This is a genomic window from Lacipirellula parvula (genome assembly GCF_009177095.1).
Lineage (GTDB): Bacteria > Planctomycetota > Planctomycetia > Pirellulales > Lacipirellulaceae > Lacipirellula > Lacipirellula parvula.
The window spans coordinates 4,891,491-4,916,502 of sequence record NZ_AP021861.1 but is presented as its reverse complement, the minus strand read 5'-3'; the positions used below and the strand labels follow the sequence as shown (position 1 = coordinate 4,916,502).

Below are 25,012 nucleotides of genomic sequence, written 5' to 3'. Positions count from 1 at the left end.
GAGATCGGAATTGGCCGGCTACGACCGCCGGGCGTTCATCTTTGTACTGTACGCACGGATACTATATGAGTGTTCAGTGGCTAGTGCAAGAGAAATTCAGGTTTTTTGTTGGAACGCTAGCAGCATCCTGTAGCCGCGGGTCAACGACCCGCCGGAGCGCCTCCCGCACGAGCCGGTCAGCGCGAGGGAACTCAGGAAGCGAAGAACGGAACGCGGATTTTTCGCGGGTTGGGCGGATGGACGCGGATCGTTTTGGAGGGGAGGCAAAATTGGGTCGTGGGGTCGTAAGTGTGCGACCCCCAGAACTAGGGAGGAAAACCAATGAATGAATCGCAGCATTCCCCCATTCGCACCTTGGTGGTAGTCGACGATAATCGCCTCGGCGGGTGTCCTCGCCGTATCTTCCACCCTCAGGGCGAACCTCTGATGCAGGTATCTGACGAAATCCTGAAGTGCGTCGCGTTTCTATCGTGCCTCACCGCAGCAGGCCAAGAAGACAGGGGGACGGCCTTTTTTGTTTCGCAGACATTTCCAGGCGGCCAACCCGGTGAAGGTGTTCTATTCGCAGTGACGGCTAAGCATGTAATCGATAAAGCCAAGAGCAAAGGGACCGATGGCAAGGTTTACTTTAGGTTGAACAGGAAAGACGGAAACGCGGAGTATGTGGCAATCCCAGTAACGGATTGGGTTAAGCATCCGAAAACCAGCGCTGATGTCGCTATCGCCACGATTGATTTAGATTTCTTGGTTTACGATCATTTGAGCATTCCACAAAAGATGTTTGTCAGTGATCCACAGGAAACCGCCCACGGCATCGGCCCTGGCTCCGATCTGTTTTTTCCCGGTTTATTCGTTCGGCATAAGGGAACTAAATCTAATATCCCCATCATTCGGACAGGTACCATTGCTGCCATGCCCATCGAGCCAATTGAGACGGACCAAGGTACTGTAAGGGCATACCTTGCTGAAGCCAGATCGATTGGAGGACTGAGTGGGTCGCCGGTGTTCACTCATCTTGGCCTCAATTACACCACGCCGATTCATTTTTTGGGCTTGGTCAAGAGCCACTATGACATCGAAGATTGCTTGGACGTTTCAAAGCAGATAAATATGGGCATCGCTCTTGTCGTCCCTGACGATGACATTCTGGAACTGCTAAATAGCGATGTCTTCGACCCCGCCAGAAAGGCTGCGCAAGACGAGTCGGCTGAGCGTCGCAGAAAACTCCTGCCCAAAGATGACTAAGTGAACCGTCTTAGGCAGTCCTCTGTCCTCACGTCATCATGTCACTATTTTGCTTTTAGCCCCGCTACCTAGTCTCTGCTCTCCGTCTCTGGAGAGCGGCCCGCGTCTTGGCGGCGCAGCAACCTTATAAGTTGCCGTAGGGGGTCGGTATGCGCCGACTGGGATCGTAACCCTCTCTCTCCGCTCAGCGTTTCTTGCGAGCGAGGAAGCCTTTCAGAGCCTCCGTCACCACCGCCGACTTGGACAGCCCCTGCGCCTCCGCGTAGCCAGCCAGGTCTTGGGCGAGCCCCTCAGGGACGCTAACTGAGACCACCACCGTCTTGCCGTCCTGCTTGGGCGGCCGGCCCGCGCCATCCCGCGCACCGCCATGCTGCGCTTTTTTAGCCATGACATTCCCTTGAAATAATTATTAGCGAATTCATGTTGCGGTGCAACTTGATTTTACTATAATTGCATTCAAGTGGTCGGGCAAGACCACGAAAAAAACCCCGCTGAAACCCGGCAAGGTTCCAACGGGGCGTCCGAAATCGAGCTTACGCCTGATTCCAGCCTAGAGAACTGAATTATGGCGTTGGCTCCCAACCGTGGGAAGTCAGCCGTGATAGCCATCGTTTGTCAGCACGAAAACCGCCGCACGAACGGCAAAACCGCCTCTGGAGCCAAGCGATTCCGTTGTAAGGAATGCGGCAAGAGCTGGACGGAATCGACCGAAACCCTCGGCGGGCTCCGCATCGGCCTCGACCGCGCTGCCCAGATCGTCGAAATGCTCTGCGAGGGTATATCGGTCCGCTCGATCGAGCGCATCACGGACACCAGCAAGAAAACCATCCTCTCGCTCCTGACGCTCGTTGGCGAGCGCTGCGAGGCGTTCATGGCCGAACAGATCAAGAGCGTGCCGGTCGATGACGTGCAAGTAGACGAAATCTGGAGCTACGTGTTATGCAAGCAGGCGACCGCCGCCCGCAAAAACTACGTCGGCGGCTGCGGCGATACCTACTGCTTCACGGCCATCGAACGCCACACCAAACTCTTGATCGCGTTCCATTCGGGCCGCCGCACGATGGAGGACACGAACACGTTCTGCCGCAAGCTGCACGTCGCCACGTCGGGCCGGTTCCAACTCTCCACCGATGGGTTTGCTCCCTACGAGCATGCTGTGGCTTGGAACCTCGGCCAACGGGTCGACTACGGCCAAGTGGTGAAGATATTCGGCAGCCAGGGCAAGGAAGAACAACGCAAGTACAGCCCCGCCAAGATAGTGGGCATGAAGCGCACGGCAGTCTCAGGCTAGCGGTAACGACGCATTTCCACTTAGCGAGCACGAGTTGGATGCAGGAAAGCGCGCACTGGATGATCTTTTCAGTAATGCGTCAAAGTATAGAACGACGCAAAGCTATCGCGAGTTAATGGCGTTCATCGCAAAATTTCGGAAGTACGCTCCATTCAATGCGATGCTTGTTCATGTGCAAAAACCAGGGGCGCGGTTTGTGCTGCCGGCTCACCAATGGAGAAAGAATTACAAACGAACAATCAGGCCCGATGCTCAGCCTCTCGTAATCCTGCAGCCGATGGGGCCAGTAATGTTTGTGTTCGACGTTAGTGAGACTGAGGGCGCTCCGCTACCTGCTGAAGTAGAAGCCCCGTTCAGCATTCGATCAGGGAAAATTAGTTCGCAACTCAGTTCTACTATCGAGAACGCAAGACGAGATGGGGTTAGGGTGGCGCAGCCAGCACACGGCTCACAAATGGCGGGATCAATACGTCGAGCTCAGTTTGACGGTGGGGCGGTGGAATTCCGTGAGACTCAAGTGCCGCTCAGGTACGAGCTACTGATGAACGCCAATCACGACGAATCTTCCAGGTATTCGACGCTTGTGCACGAATTGGCCCACCTATATTGCGGCCATCTCGGGACGCCAAATCCAAAATGGTGGCCCGATCGCGGCAACCTCTCGCATGATGTGGAGGAGTTTGAGGCGGAGTCGGTTTGTTATCTGGTTTGCAAACGAATTGGTCTGGAGACTAAGTCCGACGAGTACCTAGCAAGCTACTGCGACAAAAATAGAAACGTGCCACATATTAGCCTCGATCGCGTTCTGAGTGTCGCACGTCAAATTGAGGAAATGGGGCGTCGAAAACTTTCGGTGAGACGTAGATAGCTTTTCCGGGTTGCTCGCAATTCAATCGAGTGGCATGTCGTTGGGGGGCTTATGCACTGCGACACGTCAGTGGCACCTAGTGGTGAGGCCGTGCGACGCTCAATGCAAGGACGTGCGTTGACTCCACCATCGGTGGAGTTTGGGTGAAGTATTGGCTGAGGTATTTCGGGTGCCACTGGCATCTTGCCAGTGAGAAACGGGGTAATGCTTGCCCTATATTGCAGGCAGCAGGAGACCTCGTCTTTCAGGCTGCTTGCGGATCGGTCGTTAGGCGTGCCGTTGAGGTCCTTCCGCACTGGCGGCACGCCAGTGGCACCCGACGCCCCGGTCAGAGCCGTGATCGTACCGACGCAAAAGAGCGGCTGAGTGGTTAGACTGGATCGCTTGCCGGTTGGTAAGCTCTCGCCGGCCACCACACTGCCCTGCCTCGCTCCACAACCCGCCATGCCTGCGCCTCTGACTGTTGACCAACCTGCCGAACTGTTGGCCTTTCTGTTTTCGAGCCATGCCGACGTGAAAAAGGCGAAGGTGCGGCAGTGGCTCAAGCATGGGGCGGTGCAGGTGAACGGTCGGTCGACCACTCGTTTCAATCATCCGCTGCAGGCGGGGGATGTGGTCTCGATTCGGGGGAAGGAAGAAGTTCGCGCCGAAGCCTTGTTGCCGTTCGGCATGAAGATTGTGTTCGAGGATGCGGCGTTGATTGTGATCGACAAGCCGGCTGGTTTGTTGAGCATGGCGAACGAGACGGAGCGGGAACGGACGGCCTACGCTCACCTGATCGAGTATGTACGCCACGGTACGCCCCGCAGCCAGGAGCGGGTGTGGATTGTTCATCGGCTCGATCGCGAGACGTCGGGCCTGATGGTCTTCGCGCGGTCCGAGGAGATGAAGCAGGCGTTGCAAGGGGCATGGAATGAAGCCGACAAACGCTACCTGGCGGTTGTCGAAGGAAAGCTGGCGGCTGGCGCGGGGGTGATCTCGTCGCACTTGGACGAGAGCCAACCTTACCTTGTGTACAGCGTGCGGCAACCCAACGAGCAGACGCGGCCGGCGGTGACGCACTATCGCGTGCTGAAGCGCGGCGAGGAATACGCGCTCGTCGAGTTGACTCTAAAAACGGGGCGGCGGAATCAGATTCGAGTCCACTTGGCCGATGAGCGATGTCCGGTCGTCGGCGACGGTAAATATGGCGCGCGCACCAATCCGGTGCGGCGACTGGCGCTCCACGCGAGTATGCTGCAGTTCCCGCACCCGGTCTCAGGGGAAGTGCTGAGGTTTGAATCGCCATTGCCGGCGGAGTTGGCGGGGCTGGTGTGGGTTGCGAGTAGCGAGTAGCGAGTTGCGGGCTGAGTTCATGCCGCTCGCGGATGATTCATCTTTTACTTGTGGGAAAGCGATGAAAAAATCAACCAAGGTCACGATCGCGTTGATTGCGATTTTAGCGTTCACCTTCAGCAGTTGGTTGTGGTACTCGAAGTACCGCTTCGGGCGTGCGATCGAAAATCGGGCCACGCCGGAAGCGGCGGTTCCCTAATGTTTTTCTTCGAGCAATGGCGAGGGCGTCGGTCGGGCTTCCAATTCGTAATGAAGACGCCGAGCGATGACGCTGGCCGTTGCGTGCTATGCTCAGGCTGAGCGCCGAACCTGCTGATGATTCTTAAAACACAGCTTGCCGAGTTCCTGCAGAAGCATCCGGCGCCGCATGCCGTGGCGGCGGTTTGTGGTAACGGCGAGTTGCTGGAGGTGGCGTCGAAGAGCGACGCCGAATTCGGCGAGTTGGCCGACCCCGCGGGGACGCCGTTTCGAATTGCTTCGATGACGAAGTGTTTTGCGGCGGCGGCCATATTGAAATTGCGGGATGCGGGGCGGTTGCAGCTCGATCGCAGCGTGGCGGAGTATGTGCCGGAGTTGCGGCTTGATGAGCGGTGGAAGCGCGTGACGGTGCGACGGCTGCTGCGGATGCGCTCCGGCTTGCCGGCGGCCGATGATCCTTGGGCTGATCGGAAGTTGGGAGAGCCGGATGCGTTTCTAAATGCGGAGCTGTTCGCTGGCGTGCAGTTCAGCAACGACGCTGGCGAGGAGTATCAGTACTCGAACTTGGGGTACATGCTGCTCGGTCGCGTGATCTCGAATATCGCGGGGGTGAGTGCGCTTGAGTACATCGAGCGAGAGTTGCTATGGCCGCTAGGGATGGAGCAGACGAGTTGGAAGTATGCGACGGGCGACAATAGGACGCCGCGCGGCGCCGCCGGGTTTCGCCGGGCGGGCGAGGGGTTTCGGGCGGAGACGGAGTTTCACGTCGAGTCGGACTTGGCTGTGTTTGGCGGACTTTGTTCGACGTCGCGCGACCTCGCGCGGTGGGTCGGGTTCTTCACTGATGCGCATGAAATGCACAGCGCTCGCAGTTCGCAATTCGAACAAGTGCTGGCGGCGAGTTCACGACGAGAAATGGAGCGGCTAACGGCCGTGATGCACCCGATCGATTCGGTCGGTCGCGCGACGAATGCGATGGGTTATGGCTACGGCCTGCGCGGAAACTTTATCGGGCAGGAGTGGTTCGTGGGGCACTCTGGCGGGCTGCCGGGGTTTGGAAGCCACATGAGCTGGTCGCAGACGCGCGGGATTGGCGTGATCGCGCTGGGGAACGTCACTTACTTCCCCGCGAATGAATTGTGTCGCGAGTTGTGGCTGGAGATTCAAGCCGACTCGCCGCGGGCAATTGCACCGCTGGTGCATGGGGAAGAGTTGGTGCTGCGGCGCGGCGAGGCGCTTGTGGCGGCGGTGCGGAGCGATGCGGCGGCGCTGCCAGCGGAGTTGTTTGCTTACAACGTGCCGCTCGATATGGATCTGACGGAACTGCTAGCGAAACTGCGAAAGGCCCTACTGGCAGTTCACACGGCGGCGATTGAGGTACGGGCCGAGCGTGGGCTCGCGGGACGAATCGAGGTGAGTGGCGAGTCAGTGGTCTTCTTTTCGCTGGCGCCGGCGGAGGGGATGAGGATTCAGCGGGTTGATTTTTATGGGGAGTAGGCGTCCGGGGTGAAGTTGAGCAGCCTCTTGCGGCTGTGCCGTCCTGTTGCAGTGGGTGGCACTGGCATCTTGCCAGTGAGAGGCGGTGACAAGGTTAGCAGGCAGCAGGATGCCTTTCACTGCGGGCTGCTTGTGGGTCGGTTCTTAGGCACGCCGATGTGGTGCTTCTGCACTGGCGACACGCCAGTGGCACCCTTATGTTTCTCTCAGCAGATTTACGGCGGCGGCGGCGACTTGGCGGGCGGCCGCGGGCGTTAGCTTTTGGTTCGTCGCCATTCGGTACCAGATGGCGCCGTAGATCATTTCGACGAGTTCCGCGGGGACTTCGAACCCTTCTGCTTCGTTTGCACCGCTCGACAGTACCGTCTTGAGGTCGTCGACGCGGCTTTGCAGGTACTCGTCGTAGAATTGCTGCGCGAAGTCGGAGTTGATGAGCGCCTCGGAGAGAAGGCTGCGGAAGACGACGCCGCGGGGGCCGGTGAGGCGGCGGTACGCGGCGATGAGGAACTTTTCGAGGTCGATCTCTAGGTTGCCGGTGACGCGGACCTTCACCACGGCGCGGGCGTCGCGGGCAAAGGCTTCCAGCACGACGGCCGCCTTCGAGGGCCACCAGCGGTAGACCGTTTGTTTGCCGACGCCAGCTTCGGCGGCGATTCCCTCGATGGTGAGTTGGGCGTAGCCGACTCGTTCGGTGAGGCGTAGCGAGGCGGCGAGGATGGCCTCCTGCGTGGCAACGCTGCGGGGGCGGCCGGGGCGAACCGCATTACGAGACGATGCGTCTTGTTTTTGCATAAAGTTCATTGTACGATCTCCGCTGACAATTGCACGCGATCATTTCCCGCCTCCCCTACCCTCCCCCGCCTCAGGCCGCTTGGCATGAATCTCTCCGCGGTGTTCCCGTTCATGGTGCTGGTTTCGGCGCAGTATGCCGGCGAATTGGCGGCGCGCGCCAGCGGGTTACCTGTGCCGGGGACGGTGATTGGCGGCGTTGGCCTATTCGTGGCCCTTTGCCTCATACCGGGATTGCATGCGCGGATCGCGCCGTTTTCGCACACGCTGCTGCGGAACATGCTGTTATTCTTCGTGCCGGCGAGCGTCGGCGTCATGGCGATCTTCGGCGACATTGCCAGCCACGGGCCGCTGCTATTGGCGGTGCTGGTGGCGACCACCTGGGCGACGGCCTTGGCAGCGGCGCTGACGTTTGATGCACTTGGCGGGCGGCGAAAGGATGGGGCTTCGTGATTTCGCAGCTCGCACTGTTCTCTCTGACCATCACGCTGGTCTGTTACGAACTTGCCGAAGCGCTATTCCGCTGGTCGGGGCGGCGCGCGGTTTTCAATCCGCTGTTGTGGGCGGTGGCGCTGATTGTGCCGTGCCTGTTGCTGCGTGGGATTGAGTACCGCGATTATTTTGCCGGCGTCCAGTTGCTGCACTTCTTGTTAGGGCCCGCAACGATCGCACTAGCGGTGCCGTTGTACGAGCAGCGACAACGCGTGCGAGCGGTGCTCGTGCCGCTGGCGGGCGCGACATTGGCCGCCGCGGTGACGAGCTTGGTCGTCACCCTCGGGATGTTGCTGGCAGCGAAAGCGGGGAAGTCGCTCATCGCGTCGCTGGCGCCCAGGAGCGTGACGACTCCGGTCGCGATGGCGGTGGCCGAGCAGTTCGGCGGCAACCCAACTCTGACGGCGAGCATCGTCATCATCACCGGCGTGTTTGGCGCGATCACGATTCCGGGCGTGCTGGCCGTAACGGGGCGAGTTCTCGGCCCACCGTCGGCGGCGGCGGAGGGACTAGCGCTGGGGATGTCGGCGCACGGGGCGGGCGTGGCGAGGGCGTTTCAAGATGGGAATGAAACCGGCGCGTTTGCGGGCCTGGCGATCGGGCTGCATGCCGTGGCGGCGGCGGTGCTGATTCCGCTGGCGATGAAGGCGATTGGGATTTCTTGATCAATGTCGCGGACGTTTGTGTGGACGCTATCGCACGCTATCTGAATTGAAGTGAGAATTCACTCGGCGCGTCAGCACTGGCAAGATGCCAGTGGCACCCAAAGGAGAGTGAAAGTGCCTCAGTCGTCAGGCAGCAGATTCGGATTCCACGCCACTTCCCAGAGGTGGCCGTCGGGGTCGGCGAAGTAGCCGGCGTAGCCGCCCCAGAAGGTGTCTTGGGCTGGTTTGATGATCTCGGCGCCGGCGGCGACGGCTTGCTGCATGAGCGCGTCCGCTTCTTCGCGCGAGGCGACGTTGTGCGCGAGCGCGAACTCCGTGCTGCTGCGCGGGCCCTGTGGAATCGTGGCGTCGCGGGCGAGGCTGGCGCGCGGGAAGAGGGCGAGTTTCAGGCCCGGCTGCATGTCAAAGAACGCCACGGCGCCATGCTCAAATTCTTGGCCGATGATGCCGGGCGTCGCGAGGCCGAGGCCGTCGCGGTAGAAGGCGACGGCTCGTTCGAGGTCGTCGACGCCAAGGGTGATGAAAGTGACGCGAGGTTTCACGGGGAGCTTGATACGCGTTTGCGGACTCAGGGGGAGGACGCTGCGGAGGGGCTGTCGGGCTGAAAGCCCAACCTACGCGTGGCCAGCAGCGGGGCGGCGAGGGCGAGCAGGAGTGCGGCGCTCGGCTCCGGGATGCTTTGCACCGCTACTTCAGCGCCGATTACCGGCTGGCTACGGCCGAAGTTTCGCTGCCAGGTGAGGAAGTCGCCGCCCGTGAAGTTGGCGCCGACGTACTGTTCCCAAACGGCGAGGTCTTGCGCGTTGACGACGTCGTCGAGATTGAAGTCGCCGATGAGGTTCGTGCGGCCGGCGACGCGCGTCGGCGGGCCGACGTCGATGTGGAGGTGGTCTTGATGGCCGCCCGAGGTGTCGTAGTACAACGGTACGCTCGGCCGGGCCGCGTGGATGCCGTCGTAAATGTCTTGGTTCGACGTGATGAAGCGGATGACGTGGCCGCTGGCCACGGTGTCGGCGAACGCGACGGCGTGCTTGATGACGTTCGCTTCGTCGGTGCTGGTAACGCCGTTGCCCCAGTTGTGGGTGGAAGCGGCCGTCGCCAGATCGATGTCGGTGCCGACGAGATGCGTCGAGTGCCACTGAGACGAGCCATAGCCGTCGACCGTCGAGAGAGCAGTAATGCGTTGCGTGATTCCCGTCGCGGCTTTCGCGTTGATCGATCCCTTGGCGATCAGGTCGAGCGTCCAACTGGTGGCGTAACTTTCCGACACGGCTGAGACAGTGTATGCCGAAGTCGGCACGATTTTTTGGAAGGTCGGCGCGTTCTGCGCGTTCAGCCAGCCGGCCGTGGTGGGGCCGATGATGCCGTCGGCGTTGGCTTGCGTCGTGTTGATGCCGCCGATGAAGGCGCCCTGAAAGGTCTTGAGCGCCGTGGCCGTGCCTGCGCCGAAGTCGGCGTCGACGGCGACCGGGGCGCCCCCTTCGCTGACGAATCCAAAGTAGCGGAGCCGCTGTTGCTGTTGAGCGACGAAGAGCGGATTGTTTGCGGCCCGCCCTTGGCTTTCGGAGCTTTGGCCAACCGAGCCGGCGCCGGCGCCCGTATAGCCGGGTTGCACGGTGACGCTGAACGTTTGCGACACGCCGTTGACGAGCAGGCTGCCATTCAGCACGCCTTGGAAGCCGCGCGCCGTTGTATTCACATCGCCGAGTGCGGCCGTGTTACGGGCGGGGTTCGGAAAGACCCAAAATCGTCCGGAATTGGCGAATGGTTGAGCCGTGAGGAGGTCGCTCGTGAGCACCGTATGACCGGTGAAGCTGCTGAGGTTGAGATCCGAGAACGTCGAACCGGGCGAGACTCCCGGGAGGCCGGCGAGATTGATTTCGATCGCGTCGCCGCTACGGCCGAAGAAGCCGAAGTCGGCGGCGAGCGCTGCCGGGGCGGGAACAATCGCTGCGGCGAGTGCGAGAAGGCGTAACCGTTGAACCATGCGAGACCTCGGAGCCGCCGGCGTCGATCAGGGAAACTACAGGTGTAGTTTACTTGGGCGGGGTGTGGGGGGCACTCTCACTGGTGCGCAGGGGATGCTCTGCGTTGCGATGGGGAACTGGGCGTGGCGCCGCCTGGTCGCTGAAGCGACTCAGGCCGATGAGTCAGGATCGCGGCGGGATTCGTCGTTCGGGCTGATGGGAATTGCTGTGGCTGCGGGTATCGGCATGCGAGATGATACTCGGCGTGAAGGCATCGCACGCGTGCCGCGCAGAGCGTCGTTACGCGAAGTGATAAATCCCTCCCCTGGCCCCTCCCTTCAAGGGAGGGGGAAAAACTGTGGCAGCCGCTGGTCGGATTGAATCGCTTGATCAGTTTCGCGGGTACACCGTGGCGGGGATGTTCGTCGTGAACTTCCTTGGCTCGTATGACGCGATGCCGGTGGCGCTTACGCATCAGAACAACTTCTGCAGTTACGCCGACACGATCATGCCGCAATTTTTCTTTGCGGTGGGGTTTGCGTTTCGGTTGACGTTTGGGCGGCGCGCGCAGACCGCGGGGCTGCGGCAAGCGTATGGGCATGTGGTGCGGCGATTGCTGGGGCTCGCGCTGGTGGCGCTAGCGATTTGCGCGGCGCCGACGGTGGCGGAGCATTGGAGCGAACTTGTGGCGCTGGGGCCGCTCGGCGTCCTGCAGCGCGGCGTGCGGGCGTGGTTTCAGACGCTCATGCACATTGCGGTGACGTCGCTGTGGATCTTGCCGGTGATTCGCAGCGGGGCGCTGGTGCGTGCGGCGTATGCCGTGGCGTCGGCCATCGCGTTCGCGGCGCTATCCCACTGGTTTTACTTCGCGTGGGTGCAGCGTGGCGGAATCGACGGCGGGGTGCTGGGGTTTCTGGCGTGGACGACGCCGATGATCGTCGGCACGCTGGCGTGCGATGCCGTGGTGGGCGGCGATTCCGCTGGGCGGTTGCGAAAGTTGTTCGGCTGGAGCGTGGCGCTGATGGCGGTCGGTTGGCTGTTGTCGTGCGGTTCGTCGTTATACGACGTGTCGCCAGAGCGGCCCGATTCGAATCCGCAGGAAACGTGGGCGGTCGACCCGATGGCGCCGAGTGCCGAGCGGTGGGCGACTCACTCGCTTCGGGCGATTGAGCCACCGTTCGTGCCGCCGCCAGGGCCGGAGCTGCGGGAAGAGAATTTTTGGATGATGAGCCAGCGGGCGGCGACGTTGAGTTACCACCTGTTCGCGGCCGGCGTGTCGCTCGGCGTGTTCGCGCTGTTTCTCATCGCGTGCGACGAGTGGGGCTGGCGGTTGGGGCTGTTCCGTACGCTGGGCACTAATGCGCTCGCGGCGTATGTGCTCCACGGGATTGTGGGGAACTCGGTGGAGCGATTTTTGCCGGGGGATTCGCCGGGGTGGTATGTCTTGGGCGGGTTTGTGATTTACTTTGCTGTGACGTGGGCGTTTTTGCGGAAGTTGGAGAAGGATGGGGTCTATTTGAAGTTGTGATTGGAGAGCTACTCGTTGAAGCCACCGGCAGAGAATCTTGCTCAACGGCTAGCTGCGGGAAGCACGGAGAAAATGAAACCCTGAGGTCCCCTCCCCTTGAAGGGGAGGGTTAGGGAGGGGTGACGGCGGCTGGTACCAGGGTTCGTTACCCCCTCCCCAGCCCTCCCCTCAAGGGGGAGGGAGCCAAAACATTTCTCTCGAGAAGGTTGGCGAGTTAGCAGTTCGTCCACCGGCGGAGCCGGTGGCTTGGATGCGGTCGCCGGGCTGAAAGCCCGAGCTACGGCAGCTCAAGCGTCGCCGTGACGGGGTAATGGTCGGAGGGATAACGACTGCCGTCATGCGTGCGGATGATCGTGGCGTCCTTTACTTGCCACTGCGGCGAGACGAGTACGGCGTCGATCTTCGGTCCCTTCTCGACGCGGCCGAAGCCGTGGAACGTGCCGATGTTTTTTTCGTCCGGGTGAGCGACGCTCAGCGTGTCGCGCAGGCCCCCCTGCTCAACCAACGCGACCATTGCTGGGTTGTTTGGTTGGGCGTTGAAGTCGCCCATGATGATCACTGGCTCGTCGTCACCGCTGATTTTCTTCAGTTGCTCGCAAATTAGCTTCGCACTGTTGAGGCGCGCTGGTTGCGACTCGTGATCCCAGTGGGTGTTGAGGGCGACGATGCGACGTTTGTTGGCCTGATCGAGCAACCGGACCCAGGTGGCGATGCGCGGCAGGTTGTTGCCCCATGACCGCGAGCCGGGCACCGTTGGTTCGTCAGAGAGCCAAAACGTGCCGGCGTCGCTCAGGTGAAAGCGGTCGCGGCGGAAGTAGATTGCGGAGAATTCGTCGCTGCCGTCGGCGCGGCGGCCGACGCCGACGTTGATGTATTCGGGCAATGACGCGTTTAGTTCTTCAATCTGGATCGGATGGGCTTCTTGAACGCCGAAGACGGCGGGCTTTTCGTCGCGAATGACGCCGATTGTCAGATCGCTGCGTTTCGACCAGACATTCTCGCCGTCGTCGCCGGTGGCGAGGCGGATGTTGAACGTCATCGCCTTGAGGGGCTCGCCGGCGTTGGCGGTAGAAGCGATCGCGAGAACCGTAACGGCCGCGAGTATGGGGAGCATTCTCGTAATCATCGGGATTCCTCGAAGACAAGTCGATCGGCAACGGCCTGAAATAGCGACCCCACGGCCAGCCGAGTACAATGGATTCCATCGCTCGCCGGCGTGCAAGCCGTGGAGCCCACACGAGACCATCGCATGCGTATCGGCGCCATCCCCCAGGTTTATCGCAACGTCAATCGTTGGCGGGAGATTCTGTCGATCCTCAGCAAGTACGGCCTCGCCGGTTGGCTGAGTCGTTTTGAATTTTCATTCGGCCGCGGGCTGCTGAAAAACCGCGAAGGTCAGGTTCTCGCCGATGCGAGTCGCGAGGTGCGGATTCGGCTCGCGATGGAAGAGCTGGGGCCGACGTTCATCAAGCTCGGCCAGATCATGAGCACGCGGCCCGATATGGTGGGGGCCGAACTGGCGGAAGAACTGGAGAAGCTGCAGACGAGCGTGCCGCCCGATGCGTCGGACGTGGTGACGCAACTGGTGGAAGAAGAGCTGGGCTGCGCGCTCTCGGATATGTTCGCGGAGTTTAATACGACGCCGGTTGCTTCGGCGTCGATTGGGCAGGTGCACCAGGCGCGGCTGATCACCGGCGAAGAGGTGGCAGTAAAAGTGCAGCGGCGCGACATCGCGCGACGCGTGCGGGTGGACCTCGATATTCTGCAGGGGCTTGCGCAACTCGCCGAGATGATTCCGGAACTCGCGCCGTACCAACCGGTGGCAAGCGTCGCGGAGTTTCAACGAGCGCTGCGGCGGGAGCTCGACTTCGATCGCGAACGCCGCCACATGGAGGAGTTTCGGCGAAACTTCAACGGCAGCCCGCTCGTGCGGATTCCAAAACCGTTCGCCGACTACTCGACCGATCGCGTGCTCGTAATGGAGTGGCTGGAGGGGATTCCGCTTTCGTCGCCGCAGAAACTCGCGCAGTGCGACATCCAGCTCTCGGCGATTGCGCGGCAAGGCGCCGACTTGTACCTGGAGATGATTTTTAAGAACGGCTTTTATCACGCCGATCCGCACCCGGGGAACTTGGTGCTGCTGCGAAACGAGGGGATCGGGCTGCTCGACTACGGCATGGTTGGGCGGATTGACGATTCGCTGCGGGAAGAAATTGAGGAACTGCTGCTGGCGATCGTGGAGCAGGATAGCCAGCGGTTGGGAACGATTGTGATTCGCGTCGGCGCCACGCCGCCGGGGCTTGACGAGTCAGCGCTGCAAATCGACCTGGCCGATTTCATCGCCCAGTTTGGGCATCAGCAAGTCGAAGGTTTTGAGCTCGCGGCGGCGCTGCGCGAGATGTTCGAAGTGATGCGGCGGCACCGCATCGTGCTGCCGGCGCCGATGACGATGTTGCTGAAGGTGTTGGTGATGCTTGAAGGAACCGGCCGGCGGTTGGTCCCCAACTTCAGCTTGATGGAGATCCTGAAGCCGTACCGCAAGAAGATGATGGCACGGCGGATTTCCCCGAAGCGGCAATTCCGCAAAGCGCGGCAGATTGCGTACGAGCTCGAGCAACTCGCGGAGGTTTTTCCGCGGCGGATACGCGATATTTTGCAGCAGGTGCAGACGGGGCGGTTCGACGTCCACCTTGATCACCGTGGGCTAGAGCCTTCGGTCAACCGGCTGGTGCTGGGGATGATGACGAGCGCCCTGTTCATCGGCTCGGTGCTGCTGGTGACGAACAACGTGTGGCCGTTTTGGTTCTGGCCGATCGAAGGGGTGTCGGCGCCGGGCGTCGCGGGGATGGTGCTCAGTGGGATGCTGGGGCTGCGACTGCTGCGGGCGATTAATAAGTCGGGGCACCTCGACCGGCGGTAGCCGGGAGTTGCGAGTTGCGAGAAGCAGCCTACGCGGCTGCGGGCTTTTTGCGCGGCGGTTGGGCGGGCTGTTCTTTTGCCGCTGGCGGGCGGATGATCGCGATCGCGGCTTCGACCTGCTGATCGAGGTCGGCGAGCATCTGGAGCAGCTCGTCGTGGCGTAAGTCGAGCTGATGCAGTTGGTTAAGGCGTTCGGAGTCGCTCATCGCCAGCTTCCGCTTGGGGAATGGCGATTGGTAAGGCAACCGCCGGCTGGTGAGTTGAATCGACCTGGTCGCGACGGGCGGAGAACTCGAACTGGCCCCGGTGCGCTTCGGTTCCGCCCGGGAAATGCCGGTTGTTCCGGCTGCGGGGAGTTTTCGGCGGGGGCCCGGCGGTCGGCGTTTCCTCGGGCTTTACGGTCTGGAGCGCCGATGCTACCTTAGTAGTTTCCCGTCAACGGGTTAGCCCTCGGTAGGGCGCGTTGGCGGCGTGAAGTCGATTCGGACGAAAGGCAATTCGGCGTGGTTAAGCTGACACTGCGTGACAAAGAGACGGCCCAAGAGGCTGTCCGTCGGTTTCGGAAGCTGGTAGAGCGTAGCGGGATCAAGAAGGAAATCCGCGTCCGCGAGTTCTACGAGAAGCCGAGCGAGACGAAGCGTCGCGCCCGCCTTCGCGCCCAGCGTCGCGCTCACCGCGACCGCTTGATGGCGTCGACCGCTCGCTAAGCATCTGTCGCACACTCTTCTGCGAACATCGTCGGCTGTGTTGCTGCGCGCCCGATGGCCGCGAAGCGTCCGTCGTCGCGAAATACGAAACAACGAACAGGGCCAGTCACTCCCGCGGAGCGACTGGCCCTGTTTTCGTTTGCGATCGTTAGCTCAGCTGTCGGCTGGGCCCGTCAGCTGAGGGCGGTCGAAGTTAGAACGCGACTTCGACGCGGCCGAACAGACCATTCCAGCCGAGGATGTTCGAATCATCGTAGTGGCTGATCTGGAACTGATCGAAGTTGTACTCGGGGCTCATGCCGAGATCATGCCACGCCGACCAGAAGTAACCGGCCGAGAGCGTGGCGTGTTGGCCGAGGTGAGCCGAGGCGCCGAGTTCGATTTCGGTGACCGGGACGGTGATCTGGTTGCTGGTTTTGAGGAAGGCCGAGCCGGCTTGGTTGGTGATGGTCGTGTTGATGTCGACGTCGCCGAGCAGCAGCGACCAATCGCCGCGACCGTAGACGCTGAACAAACCACGCTTGCCGATGTAGCGGCGGCCCATGATGCCGACGCGACCGCCGAAGCCGTCGAAGTTGAGCGAGGTATTGGCCGAGTCGATAAAGGCGCCGCTGAGCGGGTCGGTGGCGGTGAGGCCGTTGTTCCAGCCGACGTTCGCATAGCGAATGCCGCCGGACCAAGTGATGTCCCACGCGGGGCACCATCCGCCGCCGCAGCCATTGCCGCACGAGCCGTCGCCGCAGCAGGCGTCGTCGCAGCAGTCGCCGCAGGGGGCTCCGCCGAGGAGGCAGCCGAGCGGAATCGTCTTGGCGAACGACAAGTCGTACGACTTGAGGTCGACGCTGGCGTGGCCGTTGATGTTGCCGTCGATTTCAAAGGGGCCGAAGATGTCGACGCCGGTTGTTTCGCTGGCGGAGTAGTCGCCGTCGCTCGTCAGGCGAGTGAAGTCGAAGATGACCGAGCCGCCGCAATCGGGCAGATAGACGCCGCCGTAGAAGCTGTACGACGAGTTGTAGTTGAAGTCGATTTGGTGCCAGGTTTCGCCGCCGTCGATGGCGTTCTGTTCAACGTAAGCGAGTGCTTCGCTGAAGGTGGCTTGAGCATAGATGTATTCGGCGCCGAAGACGAGTTGTGCGTTGCGGTCGACGAGGCTGAACAAGCCGGAGTCGCCGGTCGAGCAAGATCCGCCCGAGCTATACGAGCCGTAGCCGGAGTCGTCCATGGCCGAGCCGAAGTCGGAGGCGCCAAGCGATCCGCCGCCGCCCATGCCAACGCCGCCGCCAACCCCACCGCCAATTCCGACGCCGCCCACGCTTTGAGCGTGCAATTGCGCAGCGCTTCCCATGGCGAGACAAACTGCGAGCGCAGCGCTCCCCCAGGTCAGAAGTTTCATTCCAAATTCCCCCCCCTAAAAGTTCGTATCAGCCCTGACGTTTCCCCCGACTCGATGCAGGGTCGCCCGAGTCGTCGTCAGGGCCGTGGTCGTCGTTCGATGCGATTACGGGTTCGCAGCGCGACCTACGTTTTGCCCATTCGAGTAATCGGAACGAGCGAAGGCCGCACTTGTCGCATTTCCGGAGAAATCCGCAGAAACGGCACGCTAGGAGCAACCGTTTCGACCGGTTGAAGCCGCAAAGTTTACCGGCGTTTCCTAACCGGAACTCGGAGGGGTTTTGGGCGCGTGCTAGCGGCTTGGATGCCGTGCGATGAGCGAGCGCGTGGCGAGCGCAACAAAAAAAGGCGGGACAGCAAGTGCTGCCCCGCCTCGGGAGTGATCGGTTTCAGGCCTGGTCGCTAGCAGGCGGGCGGAAGTTCCGCCGGCCCGTGGCGTCTGGGACTCAGCCTGCGGTCGCGTTAAGCAGTCGCGCGGATACGGCGGACGGCCAGCAAGCCGAGGCCGCCGAGTGCCAGCACGAGACTGCTCGGTTCCGGAACTTCACCGCCGCCGCCGGGGATGATCTCGACCTTGTCCATGACGCCGTAGGGACGGATCACGAGGTCGTGATAGGTGGGCGTTTCGATCATCTGTGTGAAGCTGGCCGACAGGGTTTGAGCGTTCGGCACCGGGCTGGCGGCGTTCGTGAAGGTGGCGCCGTAGGTGGCGGGCGTCGTCGGGTTCTCACCCGGGTACGGGGCGCCGAGCAGGGCCATCCGGTAGTCGGGGAACGGGAACATGCCCGGGTCTTCAGCGTCGAAGTCGACGTTGAAAATCGCCTTCTTACCGGCGGTGAGGCCGTCGAAGTTCACCGTCAGCGTCTTGCCGTCGGGCGAGATCGAACTGCCGGTGATCGAGACGCCCGCGTCGGTGTAGATCGTGTCTTTGATGTAGGCGGTGAAGTTGTCCGTGCCTGCGTCGCCGGTGCCGAAGAAGTAAGGCTGCGACGAATCCATGCTCAGCGTGAAGCTGGTGATGGGGGCCGCCGAGTCGGCGTTGTTCGACAGCATGATCGCCGGCTTGTTGCGAGCGCGAACGCGGAGGTGGGGATTGTCGCACGACTCTTCCCACAGCACGTCCATGAACTGCGGCGTGCCGAGGTAATCGAGCACGCGAGCATAGGGAGAGACGTTAAGCGTGAAGCCGGTCGGGGTCGGGACGACGGCCCGCGCTTCGCCGGCGCCGAGGCCAACGCTGATGACGGCTGCGGCCGCCAAGAGCAACGCGAACGAACGTACAGATTCAAAGATGCTGACTCGCGACATAGTGAGGTGTCCTCTACTCCACTGCCAATCACCTGCGACGCCTTGCAGCGCTGATACGGCAGTCTTCGATCACTCCGGTGCACGGAAGCGATCAGGAGCGGGTCTCAGGGATGGCCCTCACGGCATTCATGCCGAGTGGGGCCGCATTCGATCGGCCAGCCGCGCCGCATAGCGACGGAGCTTCTTCGAGCGCGCATCGCTAGATGCGCGAGCTAAGTTGGGGCCGAGCAGTCAGGTAGTGGTGCGCCGCATGTCCTGGCAGAACGCGAAGAAAGTCTTCGCAGCTCACGAATTGGCGGCAACGCGACCTGTACGCAGGGATACTTCGGAGAGTTAGCCTCGAGGAAGCGGTGAGACTAACGATCGTTCTTCCAAGAAGGTGAAGCGGACCCAGGCGAGGTTGAGTTGCCTGTTCGGACAGCAGCCGAGTCCTGACGACTCGCCGCCGATCGAATGTTCATGAGGTCCACTTCCCGATCAGAACGATAAAATAAAACGTTTGACGAATACGTGCGGATTGCTGCCCACACTCTGCCTAGGATATTCGGGGAAAGGGGGAGTGTCAACCAGAATGTAGCGGACAAGGTACGAATTCTGATGGGGGTGAAGATGCCAATTGTGCCGGTCGTCCGGGGGGATGTTGCGAGCGTCCGGCCTATGCGTGCCAGTCTAAGCCGACGTCGAGCGATTTGGCGGCGTGGGTGATGCCGCCGACGCTGATGCGGTCGACGCCTGTCTCGGCGATGCCGCGGACTGTCTCCAGGTTCACGCCTCCAGATGCCTCGAGTTCGACCTCGGGAGCTACCGAGTTTCGTAGCGCCACTCCGGATCGCAGTTGCTCCAAACTCATGTTGTCGAGCAGGACGATTTCCGGGTGCTCGGGCAGCACTGCGGCGAGTTGCTCGAGGGAATCGACTTCGATCTCGATGAGGCCACCGGAAGGGAGAGGTTCGATGTCGCCCAACTCGGCGAGGAATTTGCGTGCTTGCTGCACCGCTCGCGCCGCCGTCGCCGATTGCGATTCGCCTGCCGCGGCGAATTGGGCGAGGTGGTTGTCCTTGATGAGCACGGCGTCGTAGAGCCCGAGTCGGTGGTTGTGGGCTCCGCCGCAGCGGACGGCGAATTTTTCGAGCCGCCGCCAGCCGGGCGTTGTTTTGCGGGTGTCGTAGATGCGGGCGTTGGTGCCGGCGACCTTCTCAACATACAGGCTCGCCAGCGTGGCGACGCCCATCATGCGGCCGAGGATGTTGAGGACGATCCGCTCGCAGGTGAGCAGGTCGCGGACGCTGCCCGATAGGCGGCCGAGCGTGGTGCGGCCCTCGATGCGGTCGCCATCGGCGGCGAACGCTTCGAACGTCAGGCGGCCCCCCATCTCGTCGACGACAACGGCTGTCGCTTGGATGCCGGCGACGTAGCCGGCTTGGCGGGAAACAATATCGGCGGCGCCGCGGCGTTCGGGGGCGACAGTCGCGAGCGTCGTCCAGTCTTGTTGGCGTTCGAGATCTTCGCGAACCGCCAGCCGCACCAGTTGCCGGCAATCCTCGATGGTGGCGGCGTCCCATTCAATTTGTTGAAAATCGCGTTTCATCGGGGGGGCTTTCTGAGATGGTTGGCAGAGGCGGGGTCGGGGGCATTTTGCCACTGGCGATTCTCTTCTCTTGGGAATGCCGCCAGTGGCAAAATGCCTCCGACCCCTTCCGCACTTCGCAGGGGCGGTTCGCTATAATTGCAGATTCGATTTTGTACCGCGCTCGGAATGCTTGCGTCCACGACCGGCCCAATGCCCTCCCCTGCCCCACCGCGGAACGACCTGCTCATTCGACCGGCGGAACGCCGTACGGCGACCGTGTTGGCGGCCGGTGTTTTGGCGTTGTTGGCGGCGGGCTGGTGGCGCCATTCGGGGCAACCTGGGGGAGTGATCGACATCGACCGGGCTCCGCCGCTAACGGCTCAGTTCCAAGTAAACGTCAACCAGGCCGATTGGCCCGAGCTGATTCAGCTGCCGGGCGTCGGCCGGACGCTCGCCGAGCGCCTCGTCGCGGAGCGCGAAGAGCATGGCCAATTTCGCAGCTTGGAAGAATTGAGCCGCGTCGACGGCATCGGTCCGCGGACCATCGATCGGATTCGACCCTACCTCCTGCCCATTGCAGATGAATCGGAGGTTGCCAGTCGCTAAGCGCCGGGCAACGCCGTTAGAAGGATTACGACGTGCAGTTTCAACTCGAATCTCCGTTTCAACCAGCCGGCGACCAACCGGCGGCGATCAAAGCGCTGGTGCAGGGCCTGAAGGATGGCCAGCGCGAGCAAATGTTGATGGGCGTCACCGGCTCGGGCAAGACGTTCACGATGGCGAACGTCATTCAGCAAGTGCAGCGGCCGGCGCTCATCCTGTCGCACAACAAGACTCTCGCGGCGCAGCTTTACTCGGAGTTCAAAGAGTTCTTTCCGCACAACGCGGTGAGCTACTTCGTCAGCTACTACGATTACTACCAGCCGGAAGCCTACATTCCGCAGCGCGACATTTACATCGAGAAAGATGCGTCGATCAACGAAGAGATCGACCGCATGCGGTTGGCGACGACCAGTTCGCTGGTGAGTCGCCGTGACGTGATCGTCATCGCGAGCGTGTCGTGCATCTATGGCTTGGGCTCGCCGGAAGACTACAAGCAGATGATGGTCGGGCTGAGCGTGGGGCAAACGCTCGATCGCGACGACGTGCTCGCGCGGCTGGTCGATATTCAGTACGACCGCAACGACGCCGATCCGGCCCGCGGCAAATTTCGCGTCCGCGGCGATTGCGTCGAGATCTGGCCGTCGTATGAGGAGTTCGCCTACCGAATCGAGTTCTGGGGGGACGAAATCGAACGGCTGTCGATCATCAATCCGGTGAGCGGCGAGGCGGTAAGCCATCTGGAGCAGATGTATATCTACCCGGCCAAGCACTTCGTGCTGCCTGAAGAGCGGGTTCACAATGCGGTCGATTCGATTCGCAAGGAACTCTCTGATCGACTCGAACAGTTCCGCAGCAACGGCAAGATGCTTGAGGCACAACGGCTCAACGCGCGGACGCGGTTCGACATCGAGATGATGATGGAGGTGGGGTATTGCCCGGGGATCGAGAACTACAGTCGGCCGCTGAGCGGCAAGCCGCCGGGGTCGGCGCCTTCGACGCTGTTCGACTTCTTTCCGAAGGACTATTTGCTGTTCATCGACGAATCGCATGCAACGATCCCGCAGATCGGCGCGATGTACGCTGGTGATCGAAGCCGCAAGGAAACGCTGGTAGAGCATGGTTTCCGGCTGCCCAGCGCGCTCGACAATCGGCCGCTGAAGTTCGACGAGTGGCGAGAGCGGGTTGATCAGGCGATTTATGTTTCGGCGACGCCGGGCAAATACGAACTTGGGCAGACAGGCGGCGAGGTGATCGAGCAAGTCGTGCGGCCGACTGGGCTGCTCGACCCGGTGATCGAAGTCGTTCCCGCGCGAGGCCAGGTGCCGCACTTGCTGGAGGAGATTCGTGCTCGCGTCGCGATTGGCGAGCGGACGCTGGTGACGACGCTGACGAAGCGGCTCGCCGAAGACTTGTCGAACTACTTGGTCGAGCAAGGCATCGCTTGCAAGTGGCTGCATAGCGAGCTCGATGCGTTCGAGCGGGTGGAGCATTTGCGCGATCTGCGTGAAGGCCGCTTCGAGGCGCTGGTGGGCGTTAACTTGTTGCGGGAAGGCCTCGACTTGCCGGAAGTTTCGCTGGTGGCGATTCTCGACGCCGACAAGGAGGGCTTCCTCCGCAGCGAAACGTCGTTGATGCAGACGATCGGCCGCGCCGCTCGTAACGTCAACGCGAAGGTAATTCTGTACGGCGACCGGATGACCAACTCGATGCAGCGCTCGATCGACGAGACCGAACGGCGCCGCAAACTGCAGCAGGAGTACAACGCGGCGAACGGCATCACGCCCGAAACGATCAAGAAAGCAATTCATCGCGGGATTGAATCGGTCGCTGCGGCGCATGCCCAGGCGAACGCCGCCGTGGGGCGGACGGACGAGACGCAGTACATCACGGCGGAGTACTTGGCGGAACTCGAGGAGGAAATGCTCGCGGCGGCCGATGCGCTGGAGTTCGAACGGGCGGCGGCGATTCGCGATCGCATCGAGAAGATGCAGGGCTCGATTGGCGAGTCGGTCGACTCGGTGAAGATCAAGGAACCGAAAGGGAGAGGGCGCGGCGGCAAGGGGCGCGTGCCACGGCCGAAGAAGAACGCTTAGGGCCCGCTAGCGGCGAATCCGCAAACGACGACGGGGCGGCTTCCAGAGGGAAGCCGCCCCGTTTGCATTTCGAGATGTTCAACCAACTTTAGTGAGCCGGAGCTTCGGCAGCCGGTTCGGCGGCGGGCTCAGCGGCGGGGGTCGCTTCCGGGGTCGTGGTGGCGGCTGGTTCGGTTGGCTTGGCCTCTTCCTTCTTGCAGCCGATGGTCGCGAAGGTCAGCGTCAGGCAGCACACGAGCAAAGCGAACGTCTTCATACCAAAAAACTCCTGTTTGTGAGCGCCCCGAAAGGGGCAACCAAATCGACTCGTTGAATGGGACGGCTTCGTGCGGAATGCCGTCGTTGCGTAAGTATACCCGCCTCCGGCGCACCTGCCGGCGAGGCGACGAATTCTCCGCGATCCAGCGGCGGCGAACGTCCAGTCGCGCAAACTTTGCGGCCCCCTGCCCTGTCGAACGAACCGCCGGGGCGGAGCGCACGCGGGACCGAAAGCCGTTGTCGGCGCGGCAAAGTTCCGCCAGATTCGCCAAGCGGAACGGCCATCGGGTCAAGGTTGGGAAACTGCGCCTGTCGCAGCGATCGGTCTGAGCGCCATGCCCGCTCGCAACCGAAGAAATGTCTAGCGAACCAATGTCGGGATCCTACGCGACCCAGATTCGCCCCCGCCTCGACCCAATCGGAATCCATCCGAGGGTAGTTCGCCCCCGCCTTCGATATCTTGGCAGGAGACGCTCCGTCCCATGAAATCTCTCCGTACTTTCGGGCTCAAGCTCGCGACGATCTCCGCATTGGTCGCGTTTAGCACCGGATCGCCGGCTGTGGCGCAGGAATTCGACGAGCCGGCGGCGCCCGAGGCGACCTCAACGGCCCCCGATTCGTTCTACCCGTCGACCTACAAGCGGAGCATGGAGCCGACCATCGCTCAGCAGAAGGCGATGGAGCGGGCCGCCCAGCGGATGGCTCGGCTCGATTCGATGCGTTGGTACGGCTTCTCCGCCAGCCGCCCCACCGCCTCGGGGATGCCGTTCACCACGATGTACAGCCCGGCGTGGCAGCAACCGGGCGGACGGCCGTTCGCTTGGTACACCAGCAGCCGCCCGATCATGATCTATAATCTCGGCGCCGAGAGCGTCGTCCGCTAACGAGCGGATCGCTTCGCGAAGAGCAGGAATTCACCCCCTCGAGCCGTCGGTCGTTTGACCGGCGGCTTTTTTGTTTTCTGAGTTGGGCACTCTTGCCTGACGGGGCGGGAGTGAAGATTTTCACTTTGGCCGGTGGATTCGTTCGAAAGACGAGGCGAATTCGCGCTTCGTCCACCGGCGGAGCCGGTGGCTTTTAAATGGAGCGCGCGAGGGCCCCGAGAACGCTGCTGCGAGTGAACGGCGTGTTAGGCGAAAAGCCTGAACTACGCGGGGAAGCTCGACTGCCGGCTCCGGCAAGCGGAGAGAAGTTCCGCCAAGCGAACGGAGACTTTCGCTCCGGAGGGATCGGGATCGCGGCGGAGCTGATCGCAGAGTTGCTCGGCCGAGCGAACCACGCCGGCGTCGGCGGGGTCTTGGAGGCGGGCAATCAAGTGCTCGCTGATCGTCAGGACTGACTGCCAGTCGCTGACGGCGGCGGCGCGAAACAGCCGCTCGACGCCGTCGAGCTGTTCGTCGACGATGCTGCTGACGAACAGGTTCTGGCGGGCTAGCTGCGCATTGAGCACGGCCAGCCGCCCCAGCGAGGGGTAGTCGGTGGTATCCATGGCAATCTGCGGCGGAGTCTATGCGGCGCGGCGTTGCGGCATTTCGCAGTTCTGGCGAACGGCGGCGAGTTGTCGCATGGCGAGCGGGACGACCCGCTCGGTCGAGCGGACAACCACCAGCAGTTCCCACGAGGGATCGACGCCTGGCTGCTGCGAGAACGCGAGCCGCGTCTGTTGGCGGATTTCGCGGGCGGCCCGGGCCCGGACGTAGCCGCGGGTCTCGCAGGGGCCCATGGCTTCGACGCGTTCTTGGACGAGCCGACAGATGGCTTCGACGCTGGCCTCGGCGACATGGCGGACGAGGGCGTCGAGGGTCCGGCGCCGCCGCGCCGCCACTCCGAAGGATCGTTCGAGCATCGTGCGAAATCCTTTCGAGAAAAATCCGGGGAACGACGGGCGTTCCTCGGCCGGGCTTCCTTTCCGGTGATTGCTCATCGAATTTTTGTGATGTGTTGCTTCAAACCAATCCGATAAACAAGCACTACCGCTACGCACGGCAAGGCGAACCCTGTTTGCCAAGTCGCCGCAACCGGCAAAAGACCTGCACTTGACCAGGTCGGGCAGATTGCATAATTTCCTAAGAGTCAGTGACGGCGCCGTAGCCAAGTGGCTAAGGCATCGGATTGCAAATCCGACATCGTGAGTTCGACTCTCACCGGCGCCTCTTATAGAAAAAGGGAGTTACGTCCAACGGGCGTAACTCCCTTTTTCGTTTTTGCGCCGCTGGTGGGTTTACGAACTTCAACTTCGCGCGGCGCGTGCTAGCAGCCCCGGGCTCTGCCCGGGGGTAGGCGACCA

Annotated in this window: 26 protein-coding genes and 1 tRNA gene; 15 read left to right on the top strand and 12 right to left on the bottom strand. The window is 61.8% G+C overall.

Going from position 1 to position 25,012, the window contains the following annotated elements; all coding sequences use genetic code 11:
• The first annotated feature begins 321 nt into the window (after positions 1-321).
• Positions 322-1,245 carry a hypothetical protein gene (locus PLANPX_RS19270; RefSeq protein WP_152100306.1) on the top strand — a complete coding sequence of 308 codons (924 nt, stop codon included), beginning with the start codon at positions 322-324 and terminating at the stop codon, positions 1,243-1,245.
• Between the two features lie 184 nt (positions 1,246-1,429).
• Here PLANPX_RS19270 and PLANPX_RS19265 read toward each other — a convergent pair whose 3' ends face one another.
• The gene (locus tag PLANPX_RS19265) at positions 1,430-1,633 is read right to left on the bottom strand and encodes a hypothetical protein (protein WP_152100305.1); all 204 of its coding nucleotides are present in this window, start codon (positions 1,631-1,633) and stop codon (positions 1,430-1,432) included.
• Between the two features lie 210 nt (positions 1,634-1,843).
• Between PLANPX_RS19265 and PLANPX_RS19260 the strand changes: the two genes are divergently transcribed.
• From PLANPX_RS19260 to PLANPX_RS19245, 5 genes are all read left to right on the top strand, one after another.
• Positions 1,844-2,536, top strand: a complete 693-nt coding sequence (locus PLANPX_RS19260) for a hypothetical protein (RefSeq protein WP_152100304.1) — start codon at positions 1,844-1,846, stop codon at positions 2,534-2,536.
• Positions 2,537-2,570: 34 nt separating this feature from the next.
• Complete coding sequence (locus tag PLANPX_RS19255) at positions 2,571-3,404, top strand: ImmA/IrrE family metallo-endopeptidase (RefSeq protein ID WP_152100303.1); 834 nt, start codon at positions 2,571-2,573, stop codon at positions 3,402-3,404.
• A gap of 444 nt (positions 3,405-3,848) precedes the next feature.
• Entirely contained in the window at positions 3,849-4,739 is an 891-nt protein-coding gene (locus tag PLANPX_RS19250) for an RluA family pseudouridine synthase (protein WP_152100302.1), read from the top strand.
• A 61-nt stretch (positions 4,740-4,800) separates the two neighbouring features.
• The gene (locus tag PLANPX_RS27505) at positions 4,801-4,938 is read left to right on the top strand and encodes a hypothetical protein (RefSeq protein ID WP_172992188.1); all 138 of its coding nucleotides are present in this window, start codon (positions 4,801-4,803) and stop codon (positions 4,936-4,938) included.
• Between the two features lie 116 nt (positions 4,939-5,054).
• Complete coding sequence (locus PLANPX_RS19245) at positions 5,055-6,434, top strand: serine hydrolase domain-containing protein (protein ID WP_152100301.1); 1,380 nt, start codon at positions 5,055-5,057, stop codon at positions 6,432-6,434.
• 195 nt (positions 6,435-6,629) lie between these two features.
• Here the strand turns inward: PLANPX_RS19245 and PLANPX_RS19240 are convergent, their stop codons facing one another.
• Positions 6,630-7,235 carry a TetR/AcrR family transcriptional regulator gene (locus PLANPX_RS19240; RefSeq protein ID WP_152100300.1) on the bottom strand — a complete coding sequence of 202 codons (606 nt, stop codon included), beginning with the start codon at positions 7,233-7,235 and terminating at the stop codon, positions 6,630-6,632.
• Positions 7,236-7,310: 75 nt separating this feature from the next.
• Here PLANPX_RS19240 and PLANPX_RS19235 point away from each other — a divergent pair, with 75 nt between their 5' ends.
• Both PLANPX_RS19235 and PLANPX_RS19230 read left to right on the top strand, forming a co-directional pair.
• Positions 7,311-7,676: a CidA/LrgA family protein gene (locus tag PLANPX_RS19235; RefSeq protein ID WP_152100299.1), complete on the top strand. Its 366-nt coding sequence runs from the start codon at positions 7,311-7,313 to the stop codon at positions 7,674-7,676.
• On the top strand, positions 7,673-8,380 hold the full coding sequence (locus tag PLANPX_RS19230) for an LrgB family protein (protein WP_152100298.1): 708 nt from the start codon (positions 7,673-7,675) through the stop codon (positions 8,378-8,380). The genes PLANPX_RS19235 and PLANPX_RS19230 overlap by 4 nt, the downstream gene beginning before the upstream one ends.
• 119 nt (positions 8,381-8,499) lie before the next feature.
• Here PLANPX_RS19230 and PLANPX_RS19225 read toward each other — a convergent pair whose 3' ends face one another.
• Together PLANPX_RS19225 and PLANPX_RS19220 are read right to left on the bottom strand one after the other, a co-directional pair.
• A complete protein-coding gene (locus tag PLANPX_RS19225) occupies positions 8,500-8,922 on the bottom strand; it encodes a VOC family protein (protein WP_152100297.1) in 423 nt (140 codons plus the stop codon).
• Between the two features lie 26 nt (positions 8,923-8,948).
• Positions 8,949-10,367 (bottom strand): peptidoglycan-binding domain-containing protein, encoded by a 1,419-nt coding sequence (locus tag PLANPX_RS19220; protein WP_152100296.1) that lies wholly within the window; start codon positions 10,365-10,367, stop codon positions 8,949-8,951.
• 338 nt (positions 10,368-10,705) lie between these two features.
• Here PLANPX_RS19220 and PLANPX_RS19215 point away from each other — a divergent pair, with 338 nt between their 5' ends.
• Positions 10,706-11,875, top strand: coding sequence for a heparan-alpha-glucosaminide N-acetyltransferase domain-containing protein (locus PLANPX_RS19215; RefSeq protein ID WP_198421766.1), 1,170 nt, complete (start codon positions 10,706-10,708; stop codon positions 11,873-11,875).
• 277 nt (positions 11,876-12,152) lie between these two features.
• Here PLANPX_RS19215 and PLANPX_RS19210 read toward each other — a convergent pair whose 3' ends face one another.
• A complete protein-coding gene (locus PLANPX_RS19210; protein ID WP_172992187.1) occupies positions 12,153-12,989 on the bottom strand; it encodes an endonuclease/exonuclease/phosphatase family protein in 837 nt (278 codons plus the stop codon).
• A gap of 135 nt (positions 12,990-13,124) precedes the next feature.
• Between PLANPX_RS19210 and PLANPX_RS19205 the strand changes: the two genes are divergently transcribed.
• Positions 13,125-14,795: an ABC1 kinase family protein gene (locus PLANPX_RS19205; RefSeq protein WP_152100294.1), complete on the top strand. Its 1,671-nt coding sequence runs from the start codon at positions 13,125-13,127 to the stop codon at positions 14,793-14,795.
• 28 nt (positions 14,796-14,823) lie between these two features.
• Here the strand turns inward: PLANPX_RS19205 and PLANPX_RS27500 are convergent, their stop codons facing one another.
• Entirely contained in the window at positions 14,824-15,000 is a 177-nt protein-coding gene (locus PLANPX_RS27500) for a hypothetical protein (protein ID WP_172992186.1), read from the bottom strand.
• A gap of 297 nt (positions 15,001-15,297) precedes the next feature.
• Between PLANPX_RS27500 and rpsU the strand changes: the two genes are divergently transcribed.
• Positions 15,298-15,501, top strand: a complete 204-nt coding sequence (rpsU, locus tag PLANPX_RS19200) for a 30S ribosomal protein S21 (protein ID WP_152100293.1) — start codon at positions 15,298-15,300, stop codon at positions 15,499-15,501.
• 193 nt (positions 15,502-15,694) lie between these two features.
• Here rpsU and PLANPX_RS19195 read toward each other — a convergent pair whose 3' ends face one another.
• From PLANPX_RS19195 to nadC, 3 genes are all read right to left on the bottom strand, one after another.
• Positions 15,695-16,894, bottom strand: a complete 1,200-nt coding sequence (locus PLANPX_RS19195; RefSeq protein WP_152100292.1) for an Lpg1974 family pore-forming outer membrane protein — start codon at positions 16,892-16,894, stop codon at positions 15,695-15,697.
• A gap of 461 nt (positions 16,895-17,355) precedes the next feature.
• Complete coding sequence (locus tag PLANPX_RS19190) at positions 17,356-18,201, bottom strand: PEP-CTERM sorting domain-containing protein (RefSeq protein ID WP_152100291.1); 846 nt, start codon at positions 18,199-18,201, stop codon at positions 17,356-17,358.
• Between the two features lie 655 nt (positions 18,202-18,856).
• The gene (nadC, locus tag PLANPX_RS19185) at positions 18,857-19,789 is read right to left on the bottom strand and encodes a carboxylating nicotinate-nucleotide diphosphorylase (protein WP_152100290.1); all 933 of its coding nucleotides are present in this window, start codon (positions 19,787-19,789) and stop codon (positions 18,857-18,859) included.
• Between the two features lie 192 nt (positions 19,790-19,981).
• Here nadC and PLANPX_RS19180 point away from each other — a divergent pair, with 192 nt between their 5' ends.
• On the top strand, positions 19,982-20,377 hold the full coding sequence (locus PLANPX_RS19180) for a ComEA family DNA-binding protein (protein ID WP_172992185.1): 396 nt from the start codon (positions 19,982-19,984) through the stop codon (positions 20,375-20,377).
• 32 nt (positions 20,378-20,409) lie between these two features.
• A complete protein-coding gene (uvrB, locus tag PLANPX_RS19175) occupies positions 20,410-22,467 on the top strand; it encodes an excinuclease ABC subunit UvrB (protein WP_152100288.1) in 2,058 nt (685 codons plus the stop codon).
• A gap of 88 nt (positions 22,468-22,555) precedes the next feature.
• On the opposite strand, the gene PLANPX_RS27495 is transcribed toward uvrB, so the two are convergent.
• Positions 22,556-22,723 (bottom strand): hypothetical protein, encoded by a 168-nt coding sequence (locus PLANPX_RS27495; protein WP_172992184.1) that lies wholly within the window; start codon positions 22,721-22,723, stop codon positions 22,556-22,558.
• Between the two features lie 484 nt (positions 22,724-23,207).
• On the opposite strand from PLANPX_RS27495, the gene PLANPX_RS19170 reads away from it, so the two are divergent.
• Entirely contained in the window at positions 23,208-23,609 is a 402-nt protein-coding gene (locus tag PLANPX_RS19170; protein WP_152100287.1) for a hypothetical protein, read from the top strand.
• Between the two features lie 263 nt (positions 23,610-23,872).
• On the opposite strand, the gene PLANPX_RS19165 is transcribed toward PLANPX_RS19170, so the two are convergent.
• Positions 23,873-24,214, bottom strand: a complete 342-nt coding sequence (locus PLANPX_RS19165; protein WP_152100286.1) for a hypothetical protein — start codon at positions 24,212-24,214, stop codon at positions 23,873-23,875.
• 18 nt (positions 24,215-24,232) lie between these two features.
• On the bottom strand, positions 24,233-24,571 hold the full coding sequence (locus PLANPX_RS19160; protein WP_152100285.1) for a hypothetical protein: 339 nt from the start codon (positions 24,569-24,571) through the stop codon (positions 24,233-24,235).
• Between the two features lie 235 nt (positions 24,572-24,806).
• Here PLANPX_RS19160 and PLANPX_RS19155 point away from each other — a divergent pair.
• A tRNA-Cys gene (locus tag PLANPX_RS19155) sits at positions 24,807-24,878 on the top strand.
• Positions 24,879-25,012 lie beyond the last annotated feature (134 nt).